The following is an 18,313-nucleotide window of genomic DNA, read 5'->3' as shown; positions in this document are numbered from 1 at the left end:
TAATTAGTCAGGAGTTTTTCATGAAACTATTATCAGCTTTAATCATTGCAACCACATTTACAACCGCAGCTTATGCGGCACCTGAGACTTATGTTATTGATGTTAATCACACCAAGCCAGTATTTAGCTATAGTCACTTCGGTTATTCTACTCAAATGAGTCGTTTTGATAGTCTCGCTGGCACGATAGTTTTAGATCGCGCTGCCAAGACTGGTTCTGTTGATGTCACCATCGATGCCAAGTCAGTAGACTCGGGTTTTCCAGTATTTAACGAACATCTGCAGGATGAGGACTTCTTTGATACCGCAAAATATCCAACGATTACTTTTAAATCCAGCAAACTGAAATTTGATGGTGATAAAGTGGTTGCAGTCGATGGCAATCTGACTATCAAAGGAATTACCAAGCCTGTTACCTTAACTTTGACTTCTATGTTATGTATGCCACATCCTATGGCTAAAAAAGCCGCATGTGGTGCAAATGCAACAACTATGATTAAGCGTTCAGATTTTAATATGGCAAAGTACACACCGTATGTAGGTGATGATGTGACGCTGACTATCCCAGTTGAAGCCATCCAGCAATAACATGCAGGATTATTGGGCACTTGCTACTGCGCAATTAAGCCAGGCCGATGAGGTAATGGCAGGCCTGATTGCTCGTTATCCGCACGGACAAATGCTCACCCGTGGTGATGCCTTTGTGACGTTGGCCCGTGCGATTACCGGGCAGCAGATTTCAATCAAGGCGGCTGATAGTGTATGGGCGCGTTTGGTTGCATTGACGGAAATCACGCCAGCCCATATTGCAGCTTGTTCAGTTACTGATATACGGTCATGTGGGTATTCACAGCGCAAAGTTGAATATTTACATGATCTGGCGCGACATTTTGCCGCAGGTCTGATCGTACCTAGTGCCTGGGATGCGATGAGTGATGTAGAAATTATCAGTGATTTGACGCAGATACGCGGCATAGGGCAGTGGAGTGCAGAGATGTTTTTGATGTTTAATTTGTTGCGTCCTGATGTGTTGCCATTGGATGATATTGGTTTGCAACGGGCGATTGCCCAGCATTATCCCGACACATTGCCGCATACCAAGGCCAAATTACGGCAGCACGCAGAGCGTTGGCAACCGTGGCGTTCGGTGGCGACATGGTACCTTTGGCGCAGTCTGGACCCAGTACTTGTTGCTTATTGACAATGGAGTTTAACAGGCATACATTAGCGAACTGTAATATTCTTTATCAACTTTAGTCAGGAGAAATTTGTGGAAGATATCAAAAATCAGCCAGTATCACGTCGTTCTTTCTTAAAGGGTGCTGCGTTGTTAGCCAGTATTTCAGTGGTTCCTGCTTTGGTCGTCAGTAAAGAAGCTGCTGCTGCAAAAACACCTAAGGCTGCTATGCAGTATCAGGATAGCCCTAAGAATGGTGCTGAATGTTCTAGCTGTATGCAATTTATTCCAGGTAAAAAACCTCAATGTAAAATTGTTGAAGGCGAAGTCAGTCCTAAAGGCTGGTGTTTAGCTTATACCAAGGCTTAATTGCTTTGAATGTAAAACGCGGCAAATAGCCGCGTTTTTTTTCGTCTGAACTTATGTAGCAAGCTTATCTTTTGAGCAATCCTGCCAGCGCACTTGCCATCGCTCCTTGGGGCTGAGTTTGATTGGTTTCTAGTCGTTTGCTCGGTTTAGGCGAGGCTGGCATGCTAATGGTGGCGGCATCAGTTAATCGCATGGTAAGCGCAATACGGTTGCGCTGGGCATCGACTTCCTGAACCTTTACTTTCACGATATCGCCTGCTTTGACCACGCTATGTGGATCCTTAACGAACTTATCAGCTAATGCAGAAATGTGCACCAAGCCATCTTGATGTACGCCGATATCCACAAACGCACCAAAGTTAGTGACATTGGTGACCACGCCTTCCAGTATCAAACCTGCAGTTAAGTCTTTAATAGCGGTAATGCCGGCCTTGAATGTCGCAGTTTTGAACGCAGGGCGGGGATCACGTCCTGGTTTTTCCAGCTCATGCAAAATATCCTTGATGGTAGGAATACCAAAATGTTCATCAACATAAGCTTGTGGGTCGATTTGATTGAACACGCCAGCTTTACCAATCAACTCATCAGCTTTAGGCGCTTGCAATTTTTGCATCAGATCATACAAGATACGTTCGGCAACTGGGTAAGCTTCGGGGTGGACGGCAGAGGCATCCAGCGGATTATCGCCACGGATACGCAGAAAGCCAGCAGCCAGTTCAAAGGTTTTATCTCCCAAACGAGGCACTTTTTTCAGTGCTGCCCGGCTGGTAAAAATGCCGTGCTGATCACGATAATTTACTATACTCTCTGCGAGACTGGTCGACAGGCCTGAGATTCGTGCCAGTAGTGGAACTGATGCGCTATTTACGTCTACACCGATGGCATTCACACAATCCTCAACTACGGCATCCAGGCTTTTAGCCAGCTTGCTTTGGCTGACATCATGTTGATATTGCCCTACACCTATGGCTTTGGGGTCTATTTTGACCAGTTCGGCTAAGGGATCCTGTAAGCGGCGTGCGATGGAAACTGCACCACGCAGGCTGACATCAAGTTGCGGGAACTCTTTCGCAGCGAACTCGGAGGCAGAATAGACGGATGCGCCTGCTTCAGATACGACGATTTTAGTCATGTTAAGTTGCGGCAGGCACGCGATCAAATCTGCAGCAAGCTGATCGGTTTCACGTGATGCCGTGCCATTGCCTATGCTGATCAGCTCAACTTGATGTTTTTGTGCCAGTTGGGCGAGGGTGTGCAAAGCGCCATCCCAGTCATTACGCGGTTGGTGCGGGTAAACTGTTGCCGTGTCGAGCAATTTACCTGTGGCATCAACGACGGCAACTTTTACCCCTGTACGTATGCCAGGATCCAGACCCATAGTAGCGCGTAAGCCCGCAGGAGCAGCGAGTAGCAAGTCATGTAAATTGCGTGCGAACACCTTGATGGCTTCGGCTTCAGCACGTTCACGCAGCTCGCCCAGCAGTTCCAGTTCCAGATGTAATGCGAGCTTGATTTTCCAGGTCCAGCGTACCGTATCTGCCAGCCATTGATCAGCAGCCCGGTTGCGTGAACTGATACCGACTTGTTGGGCTATCATGGCTTCAGCAGGGTGCGTCATGGGGGTGTCACTGAGTTCTTCTGGGAGTTTGATAGCGATGCTAAGCATGCCCTCATTGCGTCCACGAAACAGGGCTAAGGCGCGATGCGGCGGAATGTCTTTAAGTGCTTCGCGATAGTCGAAATAGTCTCTGAATTTTGCGCCTTCGGTTTCTTTGTCTGCAACGACTCTGGATACCATCATGCCATGTGCTGATACGTGTTCACGTAATCGTGCCAGCAAGCCTGCATCTTCGGCAAAACGTTCCATTAGAATCTGCCGCGCGCCTTCGAGCGCCGCTTTGCTATCGACTATGCCTTTTTCTGCATCCACATATGACAATGCGGTTTGCTCAGGATTTAGAGTGGGATCATTAAACAAGCTATCTGCTAAAGGCGTTAAGCCTGCTTCGCGTGCGATTTGTGCTTTGGTACGACGTTTCTGTTTGTAGGGCAGGTATAAATCTTCTAATGACTGTTTGGTTTCTGCATGGGTAACTGCATGCTGCAATGCTGGCGTAAGTTTACCTTGTTCACTAATGCTACTGATGATGGCATCACGGCGCTGTTCCAGCTCGCGCAGGTAGCCTAATCTGTCTTGTAGCAGGCGCATTTGCGTATCATCCAGCCCGCCAGTTGCTTCTTTGCGGTAGCGTGAAATAAAGGGAACGGTTGCCCCTTCATCTAACAAGCTGACGGCTGCATTGACTTGTTGTGGGCGGACATTCATTTCCTGAGCTAAGCGCTGTTCTATGGTAGGCAACATATTTCGATACGAATTTGCAAAAAGCGTGACTATGCAGAAAGTTCTTGGCGCTGACAAGCGGTATAATTAACTATTATTTTTGACACATAGTTTAGCCATGATGACTACCGACTGCCTGACCCGCTTTATGTTTGAACAAGCTGCTGTGCGTGGCGAGATTGTGAGCTTGGATAAAACTTGGCAAGAGGTACTTAAACACGCTGACTATCCGCCTGCTTTACAGAACTTGCTTGGTGAATTCATGGCGGCTGCGGCCTTGCTGATTGCTACGTTGAAATTTGAGGGCAGCATGATATTGCAAATGCAAGGCGAGGGTGCAATTCAGTTGCTGGTTGTCGAAGCCACGTCAGCCCACACCCTGCGTGCCACAGCGAAGTGGACAGGTGATTTGACCCACGGCAACTTTGCGGATTTGTTAGGCGAAGGACGCTTGCTCATTACCCTGGATCCAGAAAGCAGTGATAAACAAGCCTACCAAGGTATCGTGCCGCTGCAGGGTGATAATGTTGCTGCTGCGCTTATGCATTACATGGCACAGTCAGAGCAAATCGACACCCATATCGTTCTCGCTGCGGATGATGAGTGTGCGGCGGGCATACTTATACAAAAATTACCTGATTTGCCTGATGCTGATCCGGATGCATGGAACCGTGCGAGCCATTTAGTGGCGACAGTAAAGCCTGATGAATTGCTGGAATTGAGTGCACATATGATATTGCAACGTTTATTTCATGAAGAAGATATACGTGTTTATGAAGCTGAAGCGCTGCAATTTGATTGCACTTGCTCGCGTACACGGGTTGCGGATATGCTGAAAATGCTGGGTCGAGAAGAAGTTGAATCAGTGCTGGAAGAGCAAGGGAAAATCGAAGTGCAATGCGAGTTTTGCAACCGACATTATCGGTTTGATCCGATTGATGCTGCGCAATTATGGTTACCCCATGTAGTAACCACCGATGTTACTCGGCATTAATCAGGATTAGACCAGCTCAAATTACTCAGCTTCCTGAAATCCACCTGAACGAAAAGTCAGCACCAGCGTATCACGATGTCCACCTGGTGCAGTCGGTTGTATCGGTGTGGTTTCATGAATAACACGCTCGTCGTCGAGTATGAGTAATGTGTAAGGTTCAATCAAAGTAAAGCGTTGCCCATTTGCACTGTCTGCCGCAAACACACGACTTTCGCCACCTTTGACCTGCTCACGCGTAATCAGCAATATCGCCACAAAATCCACACCGTCACGATGCGCACCTTCAGGAGTCGGTCGCCCTATGCCATCGGTTGTGTCTATGCGGAACTGGTGCGCTTCTACGTACCACGGCTGTTCACCTTTGATACTGTCGCACACTGTAGCTATTGCTGTTAACAGTTGAGACCAAACAGGTTGCGTTATTGTGTTTTCGGCAATTGGCTCGAACATGCGCTGCATACCGCCGTGTAAAGCATTATATTCAAGCGGTTGCCAATGCGCGCGGTGTGGTGTTTGCTTAACTTCATTGTGAGAAACAATAAAACTGGCATGTCTGCGTTGTCGATAACGCCCTCCATCACGCAGGAACTGATCAACAGGCAAGTTATCCCAGCCAGGCTGGATGGTGCTGAGTGCAGTTAAATCTGTATGTATGAGTGCGCACACCGATAATGGGTCAAGTACGACATAACCCTCAGTGTTTAGCTGATGGCCTAATGTGTTGAGCGGTGTATAGGGAGGGGTGATCGTCGTGATACTCATAAGATGCTATGTAGTGTGAAGAACATTCGGCAGTATAGAATGGTGAGCTTGAATTGAATAGGGCTCAATCTGACTTATTGACGCGGGTTGACGAGTGCGATACTGTGAAACTTCGTCACCCATTCGGGTTGATGTTACCGCGAGGAGTTAACATGATTTATACCAAAGATTTAGTCGATGAATTGAATGCCTTGCTACGTTATGATTTAACTACCAATCAACAAGGTATCAAAATCCATAAGAATGCAGATGCAGCGGTAATTGCTACGACTGCGCGATTGTTCGATAAGGGGTTGGTTACAGAAGTAGATGGTGGATATTTAACCGATTTGGGTCGTGAAGTTGCTGAGCATGCAGCAATGGCACTGACCATATTAACCTCAGTTGTAGCCGTTTAATTTCACTTTATTCGTTCCTGTACAAGTGGGAACGACATACGCTATTGATGCTCTCGTATCATTAACAAAATTACTGCGGTGACGATTTTGTCACCCAGTAAATTCATTGCCTGCCTCAACTCAAACCAGCCCAAATATTAATTTTTTATGACATGATGTATTTGCTGTTTATTATATTTGATATGGCGAATATAATTCGCCACAGATCAATTTGACAGGGACGGCAGCATGGCAACTATCGGTATCAATGGTTTTGGACGTATGGGGCGGTTGGGTGTGCGTGCGGCTTGGGGCAACTCAATACTTACTTTTAAACAGATCAATGAAATAGCTGGCAACGCAGTGACCGCAGCACATTTGCTGAAATTCGATTCTGTCCATGGGATTTGGCAGCCAGATTGTAGTGCTGATGATGGTCATGTGGTGATAGATGGTGTTGCGATAGCTTATAGCGCAAACAAGGAAATTGCGGACACGGACTGGTCAGGCTGCGATATCGTACTTGAATGTACGGGAAAATTTCGCAAAGTTGAACAGTTGCAGTCCTATTTTGATCAGGGCGTGAAAAAGGTCATAGTGGCAGCACCTGTCGAGGGAGCGCTCAACGTGGTTTATGGCGTGAATGATTATCTCTACCAACCAGATGTGCATCACTTACTCACGTCGGCTTCATGTACAACCAACTGTTTAGCACCTGTTGTTAAAGTTATGCATGAGAAAATTGGCATTGTACATGGCTGTATGACTACACTGCATAACATGACCAATACCCAGACCATCGTTGATAAGGGTCACAAGGATTTGCGCCGTGCGCGGGCGTGTGGCGAATCACTAATACCGACAACGACAGGTTCAGCCAAGGCCATTACCAAGATATTCCCTGAGCTGGCAGGTAAGCTCAATGGTCATGCTGTGCGTGTACCTTTGCTCAATGCGTCGTTGACTGACTTTGTGTTTGAAGCAAAACGTGCGGTTACGGCTGAAGAAATTAACAGCTATTTCAAAACCGCAGCCGATACTTATTTACGGGGCATATTAGGCTATGAAGAGCGCCCGTTAGTATCAGTAGATTATAAAAATGACCCGCGCTCATCTATTGTGGATGCGCTATCGACGATGGTGATTGACGATACGCAAGTCAAGATTTATGCCTGGTATGACAACGAGTGGGGCTATATGAACCGCATGATGGAGTTGGCCGCGAAAGTGGCAGCCAGTCTATAAATCATGAATCATGACCTGCGCAATTATCTGACGGTGACAGGCGGTTATTGGGCGTTTACCCTGACTGATGGGGCGATACGTATGCTGGTGGTGCTGTACTTCCATCAGTTGGGTTATAGCCCTTTTGCGGTGGCGATGCTGTTTCTGTTTTATGAATTCTTTGGCATAGTAACTAATCTTGTCGGCGGCTGGCTTGCTGCGCGATTAGGTATGAACGTAACCATGCATGTGGGCATGGCGATGCAGGTGGGTGCGCTGGCGATGCTGGCGGTTCCAGTGGCGATGCTTACCGTGCCTTATGTCATGTTTGCACAGGCCATGTCGGGTATAGCCAAAGATCTGAATAAAATGTCGGCAAAATCCAGTGTGAAAACGCTGGTGCCACAGGGTGAAAACGCGCGCTTATTCAAATGGGTCGCAATCCTGACTGGATCGAAGAATGCATTGAAAGGAGTCGGCTTCTTCCTAGGCGCCGTATTGCTAGAGTTTGTCGGATTTAGCCATGCTTTGCTTATCTTGTCCGGTAGTCTATTCATTGTTATGGTCATCACCATGCTGATATTGCCACGTGAATTAGGCAAGGCCAAATCCAGCGCCAAGTTTACTCAGGTATTTTCCAATAATGCCGCGATCAACTGGTTATCGGCAGCACGCTTTTTCCTGTTTGGTGCACGTGATGTCTGGTTTGTTGTTGCTGTGCCTGTGTTTATGTACAGCGAGCTGAAATGGAGCTTTATGTGGGTAGGGGGCTTCATGGCGCTATGGGTGATAGGTTATGGCTTCGTGCAAGCCGTTGCACCCATGTTGCTGCGGCTTAAAGAGCATCAATTGGGAGCAGGTGCGGCAAGACGTTGGGCATTCATACTGTTACTGATACCTGCTGGTATGGCATGGGCGCTGATGCAGCATAAGGATCCAGCTACAGTACTGGTTATCGGGTTGATGCTGTTTGGTGTGGTATTTGCTATCAATTCAGCACTGCATTCTTATCTGATACTCGCTTATGCTGATCAGGATAAAGTCGCACTTAAAGTGGGTTTTTACTACATGGCCAATGCGGGCGGACGTTTGGTTGGCACGGTATTGTCGGGTTGGTCTTATCAACAATATGGTTTAACTGGCTGCCTATGGCTATCCAGTGGGTTTGTCATAATGGCATGGTTGCTGTCTTTAGGTTTGCCAGAGCGAATAGAAACCAGTGCTACGTCTTAGAATAATCGTAGCGAAGCAGATTCCTGTTCTTTAGTTAGTTTTTTCAGTGCATTGAGGGCAGACTGGGTTGCCCCGTTTTTCTTTGCATGTCTGGAAAATGTGATGAGCGCCTGTTCCATGGATTTCTTCATTTCACGCCATTCGGTTTCAAATTCCTGATGTTTTACATAGGACGTCGTCAGTTTTCCAGAACGCATGACTATCATCAGCACAGCGCAACCCGTGCGCCGAACAGCCAGTGCGGTTTTTCTGTTGCGGTTAATGACCACCATCATGCGTCTCCCTTACACAAGAAATGATTAAATACCTTACACGATGATTACATTGCCACATCATTCATGTTTATTCAATGTGCATATCTGATTGCTGTGCTTGCGTTAATATTATCACCCTCGACTAGCGAATTGTGCAATATGCAAAGGCGGGGCTGAGCCATCCTTGGATTGTCCTGCATATACAGTCAAATGAGGGAAGGGGATTTCGATGCCTTTGAGATCAAAAGCATGTTTTAAACGGCGTAAATATTCCCTGCGTACATCCCATTGTTGTAGCGGTTGCACTTTGAAGCGGCAACGCAATACCACAGCCGACGCATCCCATTTATCAACACCCGCCATTTCCATAGCGTCGACGATTTTATTGCTAAATACCTCGTCCTCGCGCATTTCAGCGCCGACTTCATGCATGATAGCCATTACTTCATCTGTGTTCTCGCGGTAGGCTACACCCACATCTATGACCGAATATGAGTAACCTCTGCTCATATTGGTAATGGTAGTGACTATGCCGTTGGGAATGAAATGGACATTACCTTCATAATCACGCAGTTTGAGATAGCGTAGTGTAACTTCCTCAACCAGACCGGCTTTTCCCCCGGCTTCGACTACGTCACCTTGCCGAACCTGATTTTCCAGAAGCAGAAAAAATCCGGTAAAGTAGTCCTTGACCAGACTCTGCGCACCGAATCCAACCGCAATACCAAGCACGCCAGCCGCAGCCAATATTGGGGCGATGGAAATACCAAGTTCACCTAATATGAGCATGCCAGTCACCACCCCGACAACTACAGAAGTAATATAGCGAAATACTTGGCTCAACGTTTCGATCCGTTTTAAATCTTCCAGATTGTGGTCAGCATGGCTGCGTAACAAACCTTTTAATATCTTAATGGCTTTGCGAGATAGTGCCAGTAATACCGTAGCGAGTATCAGGATTAGTAGTATGTGTAAGATGGGTTGTGATAAGTGTAATAATTCTTTGAAACTTGCGATGTCAAATGCCGATAATGATTTTTCCAAAATGTTTCCTTTTCAGTCAGTTAGCCAGAAGGTGGTCAGTGCAGGAATGATTAGCGCACCGTTTTCTATTGCAATTTGAGTATTGGCACAGAGATTTTTCATTACCCCTAGTTGGAAATAGCCATACGTAGTCAGTATGCTGGCGGCAAGTGATTGTGGTTCTACGTTGAAGTTGCTGATCACCAGTACTCGGTTGCGGTTGTTTTGCGGGTCGGTTCGTGAGTAGACCAACAAGTTAGGATTGTCTACTGTCAGAAATTGGCGATTATCGAAATCTGCGAATGCAGTTGTTTCTTTGCGTAGTGCGATCATTTTTTTAAGCGCACTGAATATTTGATATTCAACGGTGCCCGGCTGCTGGCGTAGTTCCGCTTTGCGCCAGTCAAAGTGAGAGCGATTCATCCAGCGGTTATCCGCGACCTTGGTGGGTTCGGCGAGATACTCCAGGCTATTGAGCGTGCCGATTGCATCGCCATAGTAGAGCAACGGGATGCCGCCAAATGACAGTATGACGCTATGTAACAAAGTGATGGTCTTGATTGCGGCATCAATAGCAGCCTCGTCCCCATTTTCCAGTGCAGATTCCAGGCCGACGAGTGAGGCAAGTGAACCGGAAATACGGGCATCGCCGGTCTTGGGATTGGCGCCAAATGGCAATCCTCTGGCCGGGGAATCAGGAAATTTGCCAGTAAAATAATCAATGACAAAGTGCCGGTGACTGGTGGGGTCATAACCTGCCAAGCGTATGTCATTATCGTCAAAACCCAGGCCGATATCGTCATGGCAGCGTACATAGTTGAGCCAGGTGGCTCGCTCCAGCTTTACGGGCAGATTTTTGAGGCCCTGCGTGAGTAAGGCAGCATTTCTGGTTGCTACGGCATCCCAGAGCAAAGCCATGAGTGTGGCGTTATAAGCGATTTCGCATTCTTTGGCATTGATTGCGTCTTCACCAAAGTATTTGCTGATTTCACTCGGGGAAACGATAGCTTCAGCTATGAATAGCACGCCGGGTGCAGTTACTTGGCAGCAGTCTTTCATCAGTTGCAGCAGTAAATGTGCTTCGCGTTCGTTCTGGCAGACACTGCCTATTTTTTTCCACAGGAATGCGACCGCATCCATGCGTAATATGTCCGCGCCCTTGTTTGCCCAGAACAGAATGATGTCTATCATCTCGATGAGCACAGCCGGGTTATGGTAGTTCAGGTCCCACTGGTAATTGTTGAATACAGTCATGACCCACTTTCCCATCTCCTCATCCCAGGTGAAATTACCCGGTGCTGTGGTTGGAAAAACCTCAGGCATGGTTTCTTCATAAATATCGGGTAACTCGCGGTCATCGAAGACGTAGTAGTAATCCTGATATTTTTTTTCACCTCGTTTTGCACGCTGTGCCCACTCATGCTCATCAGATGTGTGATTAACAACGATATCAAGCACTAACAATGCGTCACGCTTGCGCAGTCCTGAGGCCAGTTTTACAACATCATCAGTCGTGCCATATTGTGTATCTACCTTGCGGAAATTACGCACTGCATAGCCACCATCGCTGTTATCCTGAGGACAGTCCAGAATAGGCATAATATGCAGCATGTTGATGCCGAGCTCCTGCAAGTAGGGTAGTTTCGTGTTTAAGCCTTGCAGATTTTCAGAAAAACGGTCGCAATACAATGCCATTCCGACCCATTTCTGACTCAAAAACCAGTTATGGTTTTTTTCACGATCCAGATCGGATTGTTTCAGTTCATCATCACGTTCGGCGTAACGGCTGGCCAGTGTTTCAACCAGGTGGGTCATCTGCTGTTTAAAATCGTCTCGATCACCATAGAGCAGGTGAAACAATGAGTGTATTGCGTAGAAATTGGCGCCGAGGCGGGTGTAAAAATGATGCAGCCGCAGGTTTCTAATCTCGGGTTTTATATCATTCAGTATTTCATTAAGTAGCGAATGGGAAATTTGTTCGTACATTTTAGCCCTTAGAGTGTGTTTCGCTCATCGTTCGTAACCATGTATCAATTTCTGGAAAAAAGTGAGCAGTGCCTTCAAGTATGCCGGCGCTGTAATTGCCATTCATGCCAAGATAATTACCCTGGGAGATATATAGCTTGTCCTTATTCGCATGGCTCACTAGGCGACGTACCTCGCTATCCGCATTGGCGACGAGAACGGCGGAAATGTCGCTGACGAGTACGTCCAGATCATTGCCACTGTCACCGGCAAATAAAGCGCGGTCTTGAGTAACGCGTAGCTGTTGCATCAAAAAATTGATGGCGTGCAACTTGTTGGCGCTTGCCGGAAGCACGTCCAGCAAGCCCACCTTAAGTATTTCATCTATGCTCCAAATCAGATTTGCTTTGATGCCAGCACTGAGAAACTGCGCATATATGATGTGACTCAACGTTTCCAAATTAGTTGCCAATGGTACATAGAAGCTAAGTTTGTGATGATTCTGCTTAGTCTGCTCCTGCAAGGTTAACGCAGGTATGTCTTTCAGTAATTCTAAGAGTGCTAGAGCTGACAGTCCTTGCCAGTCAACTGCGATATGCTTATCCCATTCATCCCACTGTTGCCATTCGGTGTTTTTGACTTGATAGATAGTTGAACCCACGTCTGCTATGGCAAAATCCGGTTGCGGCAGATCAAATTCGATGATGGCTTGTTCGATAAGTCCACGGTCTCGTCCGCTGACATACACCAGTGTTATTTCTGGTCTGCGTGCTAATTGTTTAAATCTTGCCATTGCATTTGATGATACGGGCTGCACCCCATTTGGAATTAATGTTCGATCAAGATCGGTGCATAGCAGGATAGGCTTCATTGCACGTCTTTCACTGGTTGGTCACCAAAGAAATTGTAATGCTGCATCGCTTCAAGTATGCCCGCCGCATGGGACTGTTGCGTGAAGTAAATCTTATCGATGTTAGTTAACTCAGACAGCTCATCAAGATAATGATTGTCTACGACTACGCCTAAAGTATTGCCACGCAGCATATCCGCATCGGCACCTGTAACGCCGGCAACCAATGTGTTTTCCAGTGGGAAGCCCAGTTGTTCAGCACACCAGCGCAGAGCCAGACCTTTTGAAGCTCTGACTGGGATGACATCCAGAAACTGCCCAAAACAGAAAATGGTGTTGACCACTTGTTCGTTACGCAACAGGGTTTGTCGTATATCTTGTATATTTGCGACAGAATGATCGACGATATAGCTAATCTGGTAACGGCTTTGATTAACTTGTGGCTGTAGTGTAAGTCCTTCTATTTCATCAAGGATAGTACGTATGGCATGAGGGTTCCACAAATGATCAATATGTTGGCTCCAGGCCGTATCTTCAGTCAGATTAGGTGCGTAATGTATTTTTGTTCCTTGTCCGGTAATAAGTACATCGGGCAGAGGAATGGCATGTTCACGCAATATGGATAATGCATCACGCAGCCGCCGGCCGGTTGCAATACCAAGTATGGCCGATTTGTGATGGCTATTCATGATTTGCAGAAACTGAGTCAACGCTCTTCGGTCTCCGATCAGATTCAGATCCAGACTGGTAAAAATTGCCCGGTCGCGGAATAGCCCATTGCGACGGCTTAACGGCGTTCTGACTATAGGCTCAGTTCGCTCCACCAGTGGACGTATGACACCCAGATAGGCTTCCACATGAGCTTGCCATGAATAATGGCGGCGAACACCTTGTATGCCATTATTGGATAGCTTTTTCCATTTAGCTTTGTTAGTCAGGGTGCGCAGTAACGTTTCCGCAATATTTACTTTGTCTAGCGGATTAATGAGATAGCCATTCTTACAGTTGTTGATAATCTCTATTGGTCCGCCATCTTCAGTGGCTACGATAGGCAGACCACAGGCGGCAGCTTCAATCAGCGTCAGGCCGAATGGTTCGGTCAATGCTGGGTTAATGAATACACCATGGCTTGTGGCTGCGAGGCGATAATAATCAGCAACTTGATCCGCCTTGTGGTGTTTTGGATAGGCTACTTTCCCATATAAATCATATTTGTCTATAGTCAGTAAAATCTCGTTCAGTACGGTACTTGAGACATTTTCCATGTCCTGAATATCATCCCGATTACCCGCAATAATAACCAGATTAGCTACTTGCTGTAATTCAATGGATTCACCATAAGCCGTTATTAACGCAACAATATTTTTGCGCGGATCGGGACGTGAAAGGGCAAGTATGATGGGTTTGTCAGGCTGGGTCAGAAATCGCCGTAGCTCATTGGCAATATCGCTGTTTTTTTCGTTACCTACAGGTGGAAAGAACTGTACCAGATCAGTGCCGGGTGGGATGACACGCATGCACTCAGGTTGATAAAAATCATACAGTCCATATTGCTGCTCGATTTCCTGCTGGGTACTGGTAATAACGCGCGCTGCAACACCGAGCGTGGTTTCTTCTGCATCAATACGTCGAGTAATATTGTAAGTGGTTTCTATTTCATTACGTTTGACACCACTGGCTAATAACTGACTGAATTTATTACGGCCTAATGAGTGCCCAGTATGTATCAGGGGTACACCCAGTTGATGGGCGAGACGTGATCCGACATAACCGGCATCGGCATAATGACTGTGAATAATATCTGGAATGCGACCCTGATTCTTGAGATAGGCAAGCACATTGTCCGCAAAACTATCCAGACTATCCCACAGCATTTCTTTACGCAGATATTTTTGCTCACCACATTCGATACGGATGATTTCGGCTTTGGTAGAGAGGGGTTCAGACAGTTCAGCATAATCAGTGCTGATTTGATCATCAATGACACGGCGCGTTAGTAGATCCACTTTCCCAACTTCAGCGCGTTCACCCAGAGCACGTGCAAGCTCAACCACATATTTGATTTGACCACCGGTATCAGCATCACGCCCAAGTTCCAGATGCGTACCCCTTATCAAACCATGTACGCTGATCATCATTATGTACAAAGGCGTTGCTGTGGTAGATGTCATCCTATCCCCCATGAGTTGCGGAAGGGTTGATAAAATGTTGAGTTCTCTGGAATAGCACCGCGTATTCCACATATTGCTGCAGCGAAGTAGTTGGCTCGACTCAGCGTATGTTCGCTAGTCCAGCCTTGTAACATGCCGAGTATGCAGACAGCAGCAAAGCCATCGCCAGCACCTACGGTGTCTATCAGGGCTTCGGTCAATGTGCTGCCTTTAACCTGCATGCTTATGCCATTCGTATCCACTTCCCATGCACCCTCGGCGCCATTGGTAACGATTAATCGTTCCAGCGCAAAGTGTTTGATCAATGCTGCTGCTTGCTCAGCTACATGCTCACCGGGTAGTTTTAATTGTTGCACTATGCTGATCAGTTCATCCTGATTCATTTTAACGATGCTGGCTAACTGCAATGAATGGGTGAGTATGGACTCGTTATACCAGGGTTCACGCAAATTAATATCCAGCATGTGCGGGACATTGACGTTTTGCAGTAGCTGATTTAATGCATATTTGGAAACGTGATGACGCTGTGCCAGCGTACCAAAATAAATCAGCGCAGGTTTTACAGCGCTTGCAATGAGATGTGCCAAATTGGCATCGATGTAGTCATAGGCTTGTTCTGGAGAAATTTCGAAGCGGTGACCATCTTGTGTCATGTGTACGACCACCTGACCCGTAGGATGAACTGGATCATATTGCACACCGCTGGTATCCATTCCAGACCGTACCATGCTGGCAAGCAGTTCGTCGCGCAAGTAATCATTTCCCACACGCGTAACGAGCACTGGATGCAGACCAAACGCCTGCAAATGACAGGCTACATTAAAGGGCGCACCACCCAATACAGAGCGATCCGGAAACTTGTCAGCCAACACCTCACCGAACAGCACTATGGTGCTAGATTGATGTTTAGATTGAGTATTTATTTCATTACTATTACTTTGAATATGGATGGGATTCACCTTTTCCTTTTATTGGTTGAAGTAAAACACCTTTTTTAGTGTGCCACAAAAAAGCAACTGACAAAACCTTAATAGCGTTTTTGGGTGCGGCTAATGAGTGCCTGGAGCTGCAAAGCTGGTATTGATTTTGGTTTGCAGTTGAAGACTTGGGTGTGCTAAGGCCAGTGTGACTGGTAGCTGTGGGGTAATGAGGTATGGGTCGGGTTGAGTGGAATTTTAATTTCTTTGAGGTTAAAAATTTATTTTAATAATTTATGTTGATGCGCAATTAATCTGGTTTGGTGGCAATCAGTTTGCTGACGATACTGCCGTTTCAGGGTTGTGTTCGCTTCCGTACAGACTTAATTTGGTGACAGGTGCAATCTGGCATCTTTAAGGAGAATCACCATGAACAAAAATCAAATTAAAGGCACTACAAAAGACATCATTGGAAAAGTACAGGAAAAAGCAGGCAAGCTGGTTGGCAATGAAGAACAGCAAGTCGAAGGACTGGATAAGCAAATCTCCGGAAAAACGCAAAAAACAGTTGGTGACGTGCAAAAAATTATTACAGACAAGGTGAATTCTATCTAATTCCTGATCCGATCAGGCCGCATTGTTTAGGCAACTGTAACTTCAGCCCTGTATTACTTATTAAAGGAAATATCATGAAAAAACTATTGCTGCTTTTAGGCATAATCTCTATCAGTTTGACTGGTTGCTATGGCGTCCCTTACCGAGATCATGATGGTGGCTACCACAATGATCAGGGGCACCATGATGACCATGGCGACCAGAATAAAGGTCATGATGATCATCACAATTCAGAAGACAATCATTAATCAGCGTCAGTATTTACCAATTGCAGCTATGCACGCTCAGGCGCGCTAGCTGTTACGCCTGTGTATCCAGTGTCAATGAGTGCGTTTGACGGATACAAGGAAATCAGGAACCATGTGCCAATGTTTGGCAATTTCAGTGGCGCGGTTCAAGTCCTCTGGATGGACGTAAACTTGCATGCGGGTATGGTGATCGTTCGCCCATGCGTTAAAAGCTTGCCAGCGTCGGCCGCAAGATTCTTCCCCCAGATCGGTACTGACTTCAACTACACCCAGTATCATCCCATCTTCCATTTCGCTGGAAGCGAATATGTCAGGTCTCATGTGGACATTTAATACAGGTATGAGTAATTCATCTGGTTCTTGGTAGCCAGCCAAGTCCTGTGCTGCTACTGACTTATAACCATGGGTTTTAAGAATACCAACAGCGTCACTGAGCAGTGCTTCACGCTCATGTTGTACGGCGTTTGGAAGAGTATGCATGATCTACCTCCTGTGTGAGAATATGAAAAACCTATAACTAGTTATAGCACATGGTTTTAATATTGCTCAGATAAAGAAATAATACTTGGTATTGCCAAGGAGGAACGGGCTGGGGCGTACTTGAATATTGTTCAGGTATAAGCTGAATCGACAAACTTGTTTATGGATTTGAGTGTTTTACCAGTCCACATTTGTGCGCAACCAGCCGCGTCATTTTCCAGCCTGTGCGCTGGTAAAAATCCAGTGCAGGGGTGTTGTCCAGATCAGCCAGTAGCTGGGCGCGGGTGGCACCTTTGCTGGTTGCCCAATCCAGAACGTTGGCTAAGAGTGCCGAGCCTATGCCGTGCTGTCGGTAATTCGCATCTACCACCACATCCTCTATCCATGCGGAAAACGCACCCTCCGCGGTCGATACGACCAGTTGTGCGCTCGCCATGCCGATGACACTACCTGCATCATTTTTCGCTATGGCGATATAGGCCATGTCGGCTTGCTGCAACATCAGTTCCAGCCCCTGTTGTTGTGCGGCATGATTAGGGGTGAAGTCCTGTTCAATGGTAAACAGCGTATCGAGCAGCACGATCAGCGCCGGAATGTCGTCATGGCAGGCGGCCTGGATAGTGTATGCAGCCATCTGTCGTCAGCCCGCAGAGGTCGGGTAGATGGTGATGGAGAGGAAGCGGATCGGCAATTCGACTAACTGTTCCGGGCCATGTGGCACTTCGCCACGAAAAGTCAGCGAGTCGCCGGGTTCCAGCAAGTAAGTCTGCTGGCCGTGACGGTACTCGATTTTACCTTGCAGCATGTAGAGGAATTCGGTGCCGGGATGTTCAAAGGTAGGGAATACCTCGGAGGCATCGTCCATCGAAATCAGGAACGGCTCGAACAGTTTGGTCGGACCCTGATCGTAAGCCAGTAACTGATAGGTGTGGCCGTGTTTGGTGCCGCGTCGCACTACTTGCATGCCTTTGTCATTCTTGACGTGCTGTGCGCCACCTTCGGGGATGTTATAACCCTTAAATAGCGTAGACAACGAAATGCCCAGCGCCTGTGCCAACTTGGACAGCGTGTCCAGGCTGGTTGCAGTCTGGCTGTTCTCTATCTTGGATAACATGCCACGGCTGATGCCCGCACGCTCGGCGACGTCTGCTATGGTCAGGCCATGTTTCTGGCGCAGGTCACGTATGGCGTTGCCCAGATATCGTTCTAGCTCATTATCGTCATTGATGTCTTTTTCCATTTTCGATATTCCTGTTGATCGTTACTGGTTTTGATTATCGCATATCCAAATATTTTGTATTAAATATTGTTGAC

General features: G+C 46.9%; 20 protein-coding genes. 9 read left to right on the top strand and 11 right to left on the bottom strand.

What is annotated here, in order from left to right:
* Nucleotides 1–20 precede the first annotated feature (20 nt).
* The 3 genes from SFSGTM_RS08825 (at nucleotide 21) to SFSGTM_RS08815 (ending at nucleotide 1,545) form a co-directional block, all read left to right on the top strand.
* A complete protein-coding gene (locus tag SFSGTM_RS08825; RefSeq protein WP_162084836.1) occupies nucleotides 21–587 on the top strand; it encodes a YceI family protein in 567 nt (188 codons plus the stop codon).
* A 1-nt stretch (nucleotide 588) separates the two neighbouring features.
* A complete protein-coding gene (locus SFSGTM_RS08820) occupies nucleotides 589–1,200 on the top strand; it encodes a DNA-3-methyladenine glycosylase family protein (protein ID WP_162084835.1) in 612 nt (203 codons plus the stop codon).
* Between the two features lie 69 nt (nucleotides 1,201–1,269).
* Nucleotides 1,270–1,545, top strand: coding sequence for a twin-arginine translocation signal domain-containing protein (locus tag SFSGTM_RS08815; protein ID WP_162084834.1), 276 nt, complete (start codon nucleotides 1,270–1,272; stop codon nucleotides 1,543–1,545).
* 64 nt (nucleotides 1,546–1,609) lie between these two features.
* Here the strand turns inward: SFSGTM_RS08815 and SFSGTM_RS08810 are convergent, their stop codons facing one another.
* Nucleotides 1,610–3,907: a Tex family protein gene (locus SFSGTM_RS08810; RefSeq protein ID WP_162084833.1), complete on the bottom strand. Its 2,298-nt coding sequence runs from the start codon at nucleotides 3,905–3,907 to the stop codon at nucleotides 1,610–1,612.
* 97 nt (nucleotides 3,908–4,004) lie between these two features.
* On the opposite strand from SFSGTM_RS08810, the gene hslO reads away from it, so the two are divergent.
* A complete protein-coding gene (hslO, locus tag SFSGTM_RS08805; RefSeq protein ID WP_162084832.1) occupies nucleotides 4,005–4,880 on the top strand; it encodes an Hsp33 family molecular chaperone HslO in 876 nt (291 codons plus the stop codon).
* 21 nt (nucleotides 4,881–4,901) lie between these two features.
* Here the strand turns inward: hslO and SFSGTM_RS08800 are convergent, their stop codons facing one another.
* Nucleotides 4,902–5,642: a 2OG-Fe dioxygenase family protein gene (locus SFSGTM_RS08800; RefSeq protein WP_162084831.1), complete on the bottom strand. Its 741-nt coding sequence runs from the start codon at nucleotides 5,640–5,642 to the stop codon at nucleotides 4,902–4,904.
* 152 nt (nucleotides 5,643–5,794) lie between these two features.
* Here SFSGTM_RS08800 and SFSGTM_RS08795 point away from each other — a divergent pair, with 152 nt between their 5' ends.
* The 3 genes from SFSGTM_RS08795 (at nucleotide 5,795) to arsJ (ending at nucleotide 8,476) form a co-directional block, all read left to right on the top strand.
* Nucleotides 5,795–6,040, top strand: coding sequence for a TIGR02647 family protein (locus tag SFSGTM_RS08795; RefSeq protein WP_162084830.1), 246 nt, complete (start codon nucleotides 5,795–5,797; stop codon nucleotides 6,038–6,040).
* A gap of 228 nt (nucleotides 6,041–6,268) precedes the next feature.
* Nucleotides 6,269–7,264, top strand: coding sequence for an ArsJ-associated glyceraldehyde-3-phosphate dehydrogenase (locus SFSGTM_RS08790; protein WP_162084829.1), 996 nt, complete (start codon nucleotides 6,269–6,271; stop codon nucleotides 7,262–7,264).
* 3 nt (nucleotides 7,265–7,267) lie between these two features.
* The gene (arsJ, locus tag SFSGTM_RS08785) at nucleotides 7,268–8,476 is read left to right on the top strand and encodes an organoarsenical effux MFS transporter ArsJ (protein WP_162084828.1); all 1,209 of its coding nucleotides are present in this window, start codon (nucleotides 7,268–7,270) and stop codon (nucleotides 8,474–8,476) included.
* Here arsJ and SFSGTM_RS08780 read toward each other — a convergent pair.
* The 6 genes from SFSGTM_RS08780 to SFSGTM_RS08755 form a co-directional block, all read right to left on the bottom strand.
* Nucleotides 8,473–8,751 carry a hypothetical protein gene (locus SFSGTM_RS08780; protein WP_162084827.1) on the bottom strand — a complete coding sequence of 93 codons (279 nt, stop codon included), beginning with the start codon at nucleotides 8,749–8,751 and terminating at the stop codon, nucleotides 8,473–8,475. The two genes, arsJ and SFSGTM_RS08780, sit on opposite strands and share 4 nt — an antisense overlap.
* A 111-nt stretch (nucleotides 8,752–8,862) precedes the next feature.
* Nucleotides 8,863–9,774 carry a mechanosensitive ion channel family protein gene (locus tag SFSGTM_RS08775; protein ID WP_162084826.1) on the bottom strand — a complete coding sequence of 304 codons (912 nt, stop codon included), beginning with the start codon at nucleotides 9,772–9,774 and terminating at the stop codon, nucleotides 8,863–8,865.
* Nucleotides 9,775–9,786: 12 nt separating this feature from the next.
* Complete coding sequence (locus SFSGTM_RS08770) at nucleotides 9,787–11,739, bottom strand: amylosucrase (RefSeq protein ID WP_162084825.1); 1,953 nt, start codon at nucleotides 11,737–11,739, stop codon at nucleotides 9,787–9,789.
* 1 nt (nucleotide 11,740) lies between these two features.
* Nucleotides 11,741–12,589: an HAD-IIB family hydrolase gene (locus tag SFSGTM_RS08765; protein ID WP_162084824.1), complete on the bottom strand. Its 849-nt coding sequence runs from the start codon at nucleotides 12,587–12,589 to the stop codon at nucleotides 11,741–11,743.
* A complete protein-coding gene (locus SFSGTM_RS08760) occupies nucleotides 12,586–14,739 on the bottom strand; it encodes an HAD family hydrolase (RefSeq protein WP_162084823.1) in 2,154 nt (717 codons plus the stop codon). The genes SFSGTM_RS08765 and SFSGTM_RS08760 overlap by 4 nt, the downstream gene beginning before the upstream one ends.
* On the bottom strand, nucleotides 14,736–15,698 hold the full coding sequence (locus tag SFSGTM_RS08755; RefSeq protein ID WP_332836243.1) for a carbohydrate kinase family protein: 963 nt from the start codon (nucleotides 15,696–15,698) through the stop codon (nucleotides 14,736–14,738). The genes SFSGTM_RS08760 and SFSGTM_RS08755 overlap by 4 nt, the downstream gene beginning before the upstream one ends.
* A 387-nt stretch (nucleotides 15,699–16,085) precedes the next feature.
* Here SFSGTM_RS08755 and SFSGTM_RS08750 point away from each other — a divergent pair, with 387 nt between their 5' ends.
* Together SFSGTM_RS08750 and SFSGTM_RS08745 are read left to right on the top strand one after the other, a co-directional pair.
* On the top strand, nucleotides 16,086–16,271 hold the full coding sequence (locus SFSGTM_RS08750; protein ID WP_162084822.1) for a CsbD family protein: 186 nt from the start codon (nucleotides 16,086–16,088) through the stop codon (nucleotides 16,269–16,271).
* A gap of 74 nt (nucleotides 16,272–16,345) precedes the next feature.
* Complete coding sequence (locus SFSGTM_RS08745; RefSeq protein ID WP_162084821.1) at nucleotides 16,346–16,519, top strand: hypothetical protein; 174 nt, start codon at nucleotides 16,346–16,348, stop codon at nucleotides 16,517–16,519.
* 72 nt (nucleotides 16,520–16,591) lie between these two features.
* Here SFSGTM_RS08745 and SFSGTM_RS08740 read toward each other — a convergent pair whose 3' ends face one another.
* The 3 genes from SFSGTM_RS08740 to SFSGTM_RS08730 form a co-directional block, all read right to left on the bottom strand.
* A complete protein-coding gene (locus tag SFSGTM_RS08740) occupies nucleotides 16,592–16,999 on the bottom strand; it encodes a hypothetical protein (RefSeq protein ID WP_162084820.1) in 408 nt (135 codons plus the stop codon).
* A 160-nt stretch (nucleotides 17,000–17,159) separates the two neighbouring features.
* Nucleotides 17,160–17,633: a GNAT family N-acetyltransferase gene (locus SFSGTM_RS08735; RefSeq protein ID WP_162084819.1), complete on the bottom strand. Its 474-nt coding sequence runs from the start codon at nucleotides 17,631–17,633 to the stop codon at nucleotides 17,160–17,162.
* Nucleotides 17,634–17,639: 6 nt separating this feature from the next.
* Entirely contained in the window at nucleotides 17,640–18,239 is a 600-nt protein-coding gene (locus SFSGTM_RS08730) for a helix-turn-helix domain-containing protein (protein ID WP_162084818.1), read from the bottom strand.
* Nucleotides 18,240–18,313 lie beyond the last annotated feature (74 nt).

The sequence above is a fragment of the Sulfuriferula nivalis genome (assembly GCF_009937995.1).
Lineage (GTDB): Bacteria > Pseudomonadota > Gammaproteobacteria > Burkholderiales > Sulfuriferulaceae > Sulfuriferula > Sulfuriferula nivalis.
This window is presented reverse-complemented; position numbering and strand designations above follow the sequence as displayed.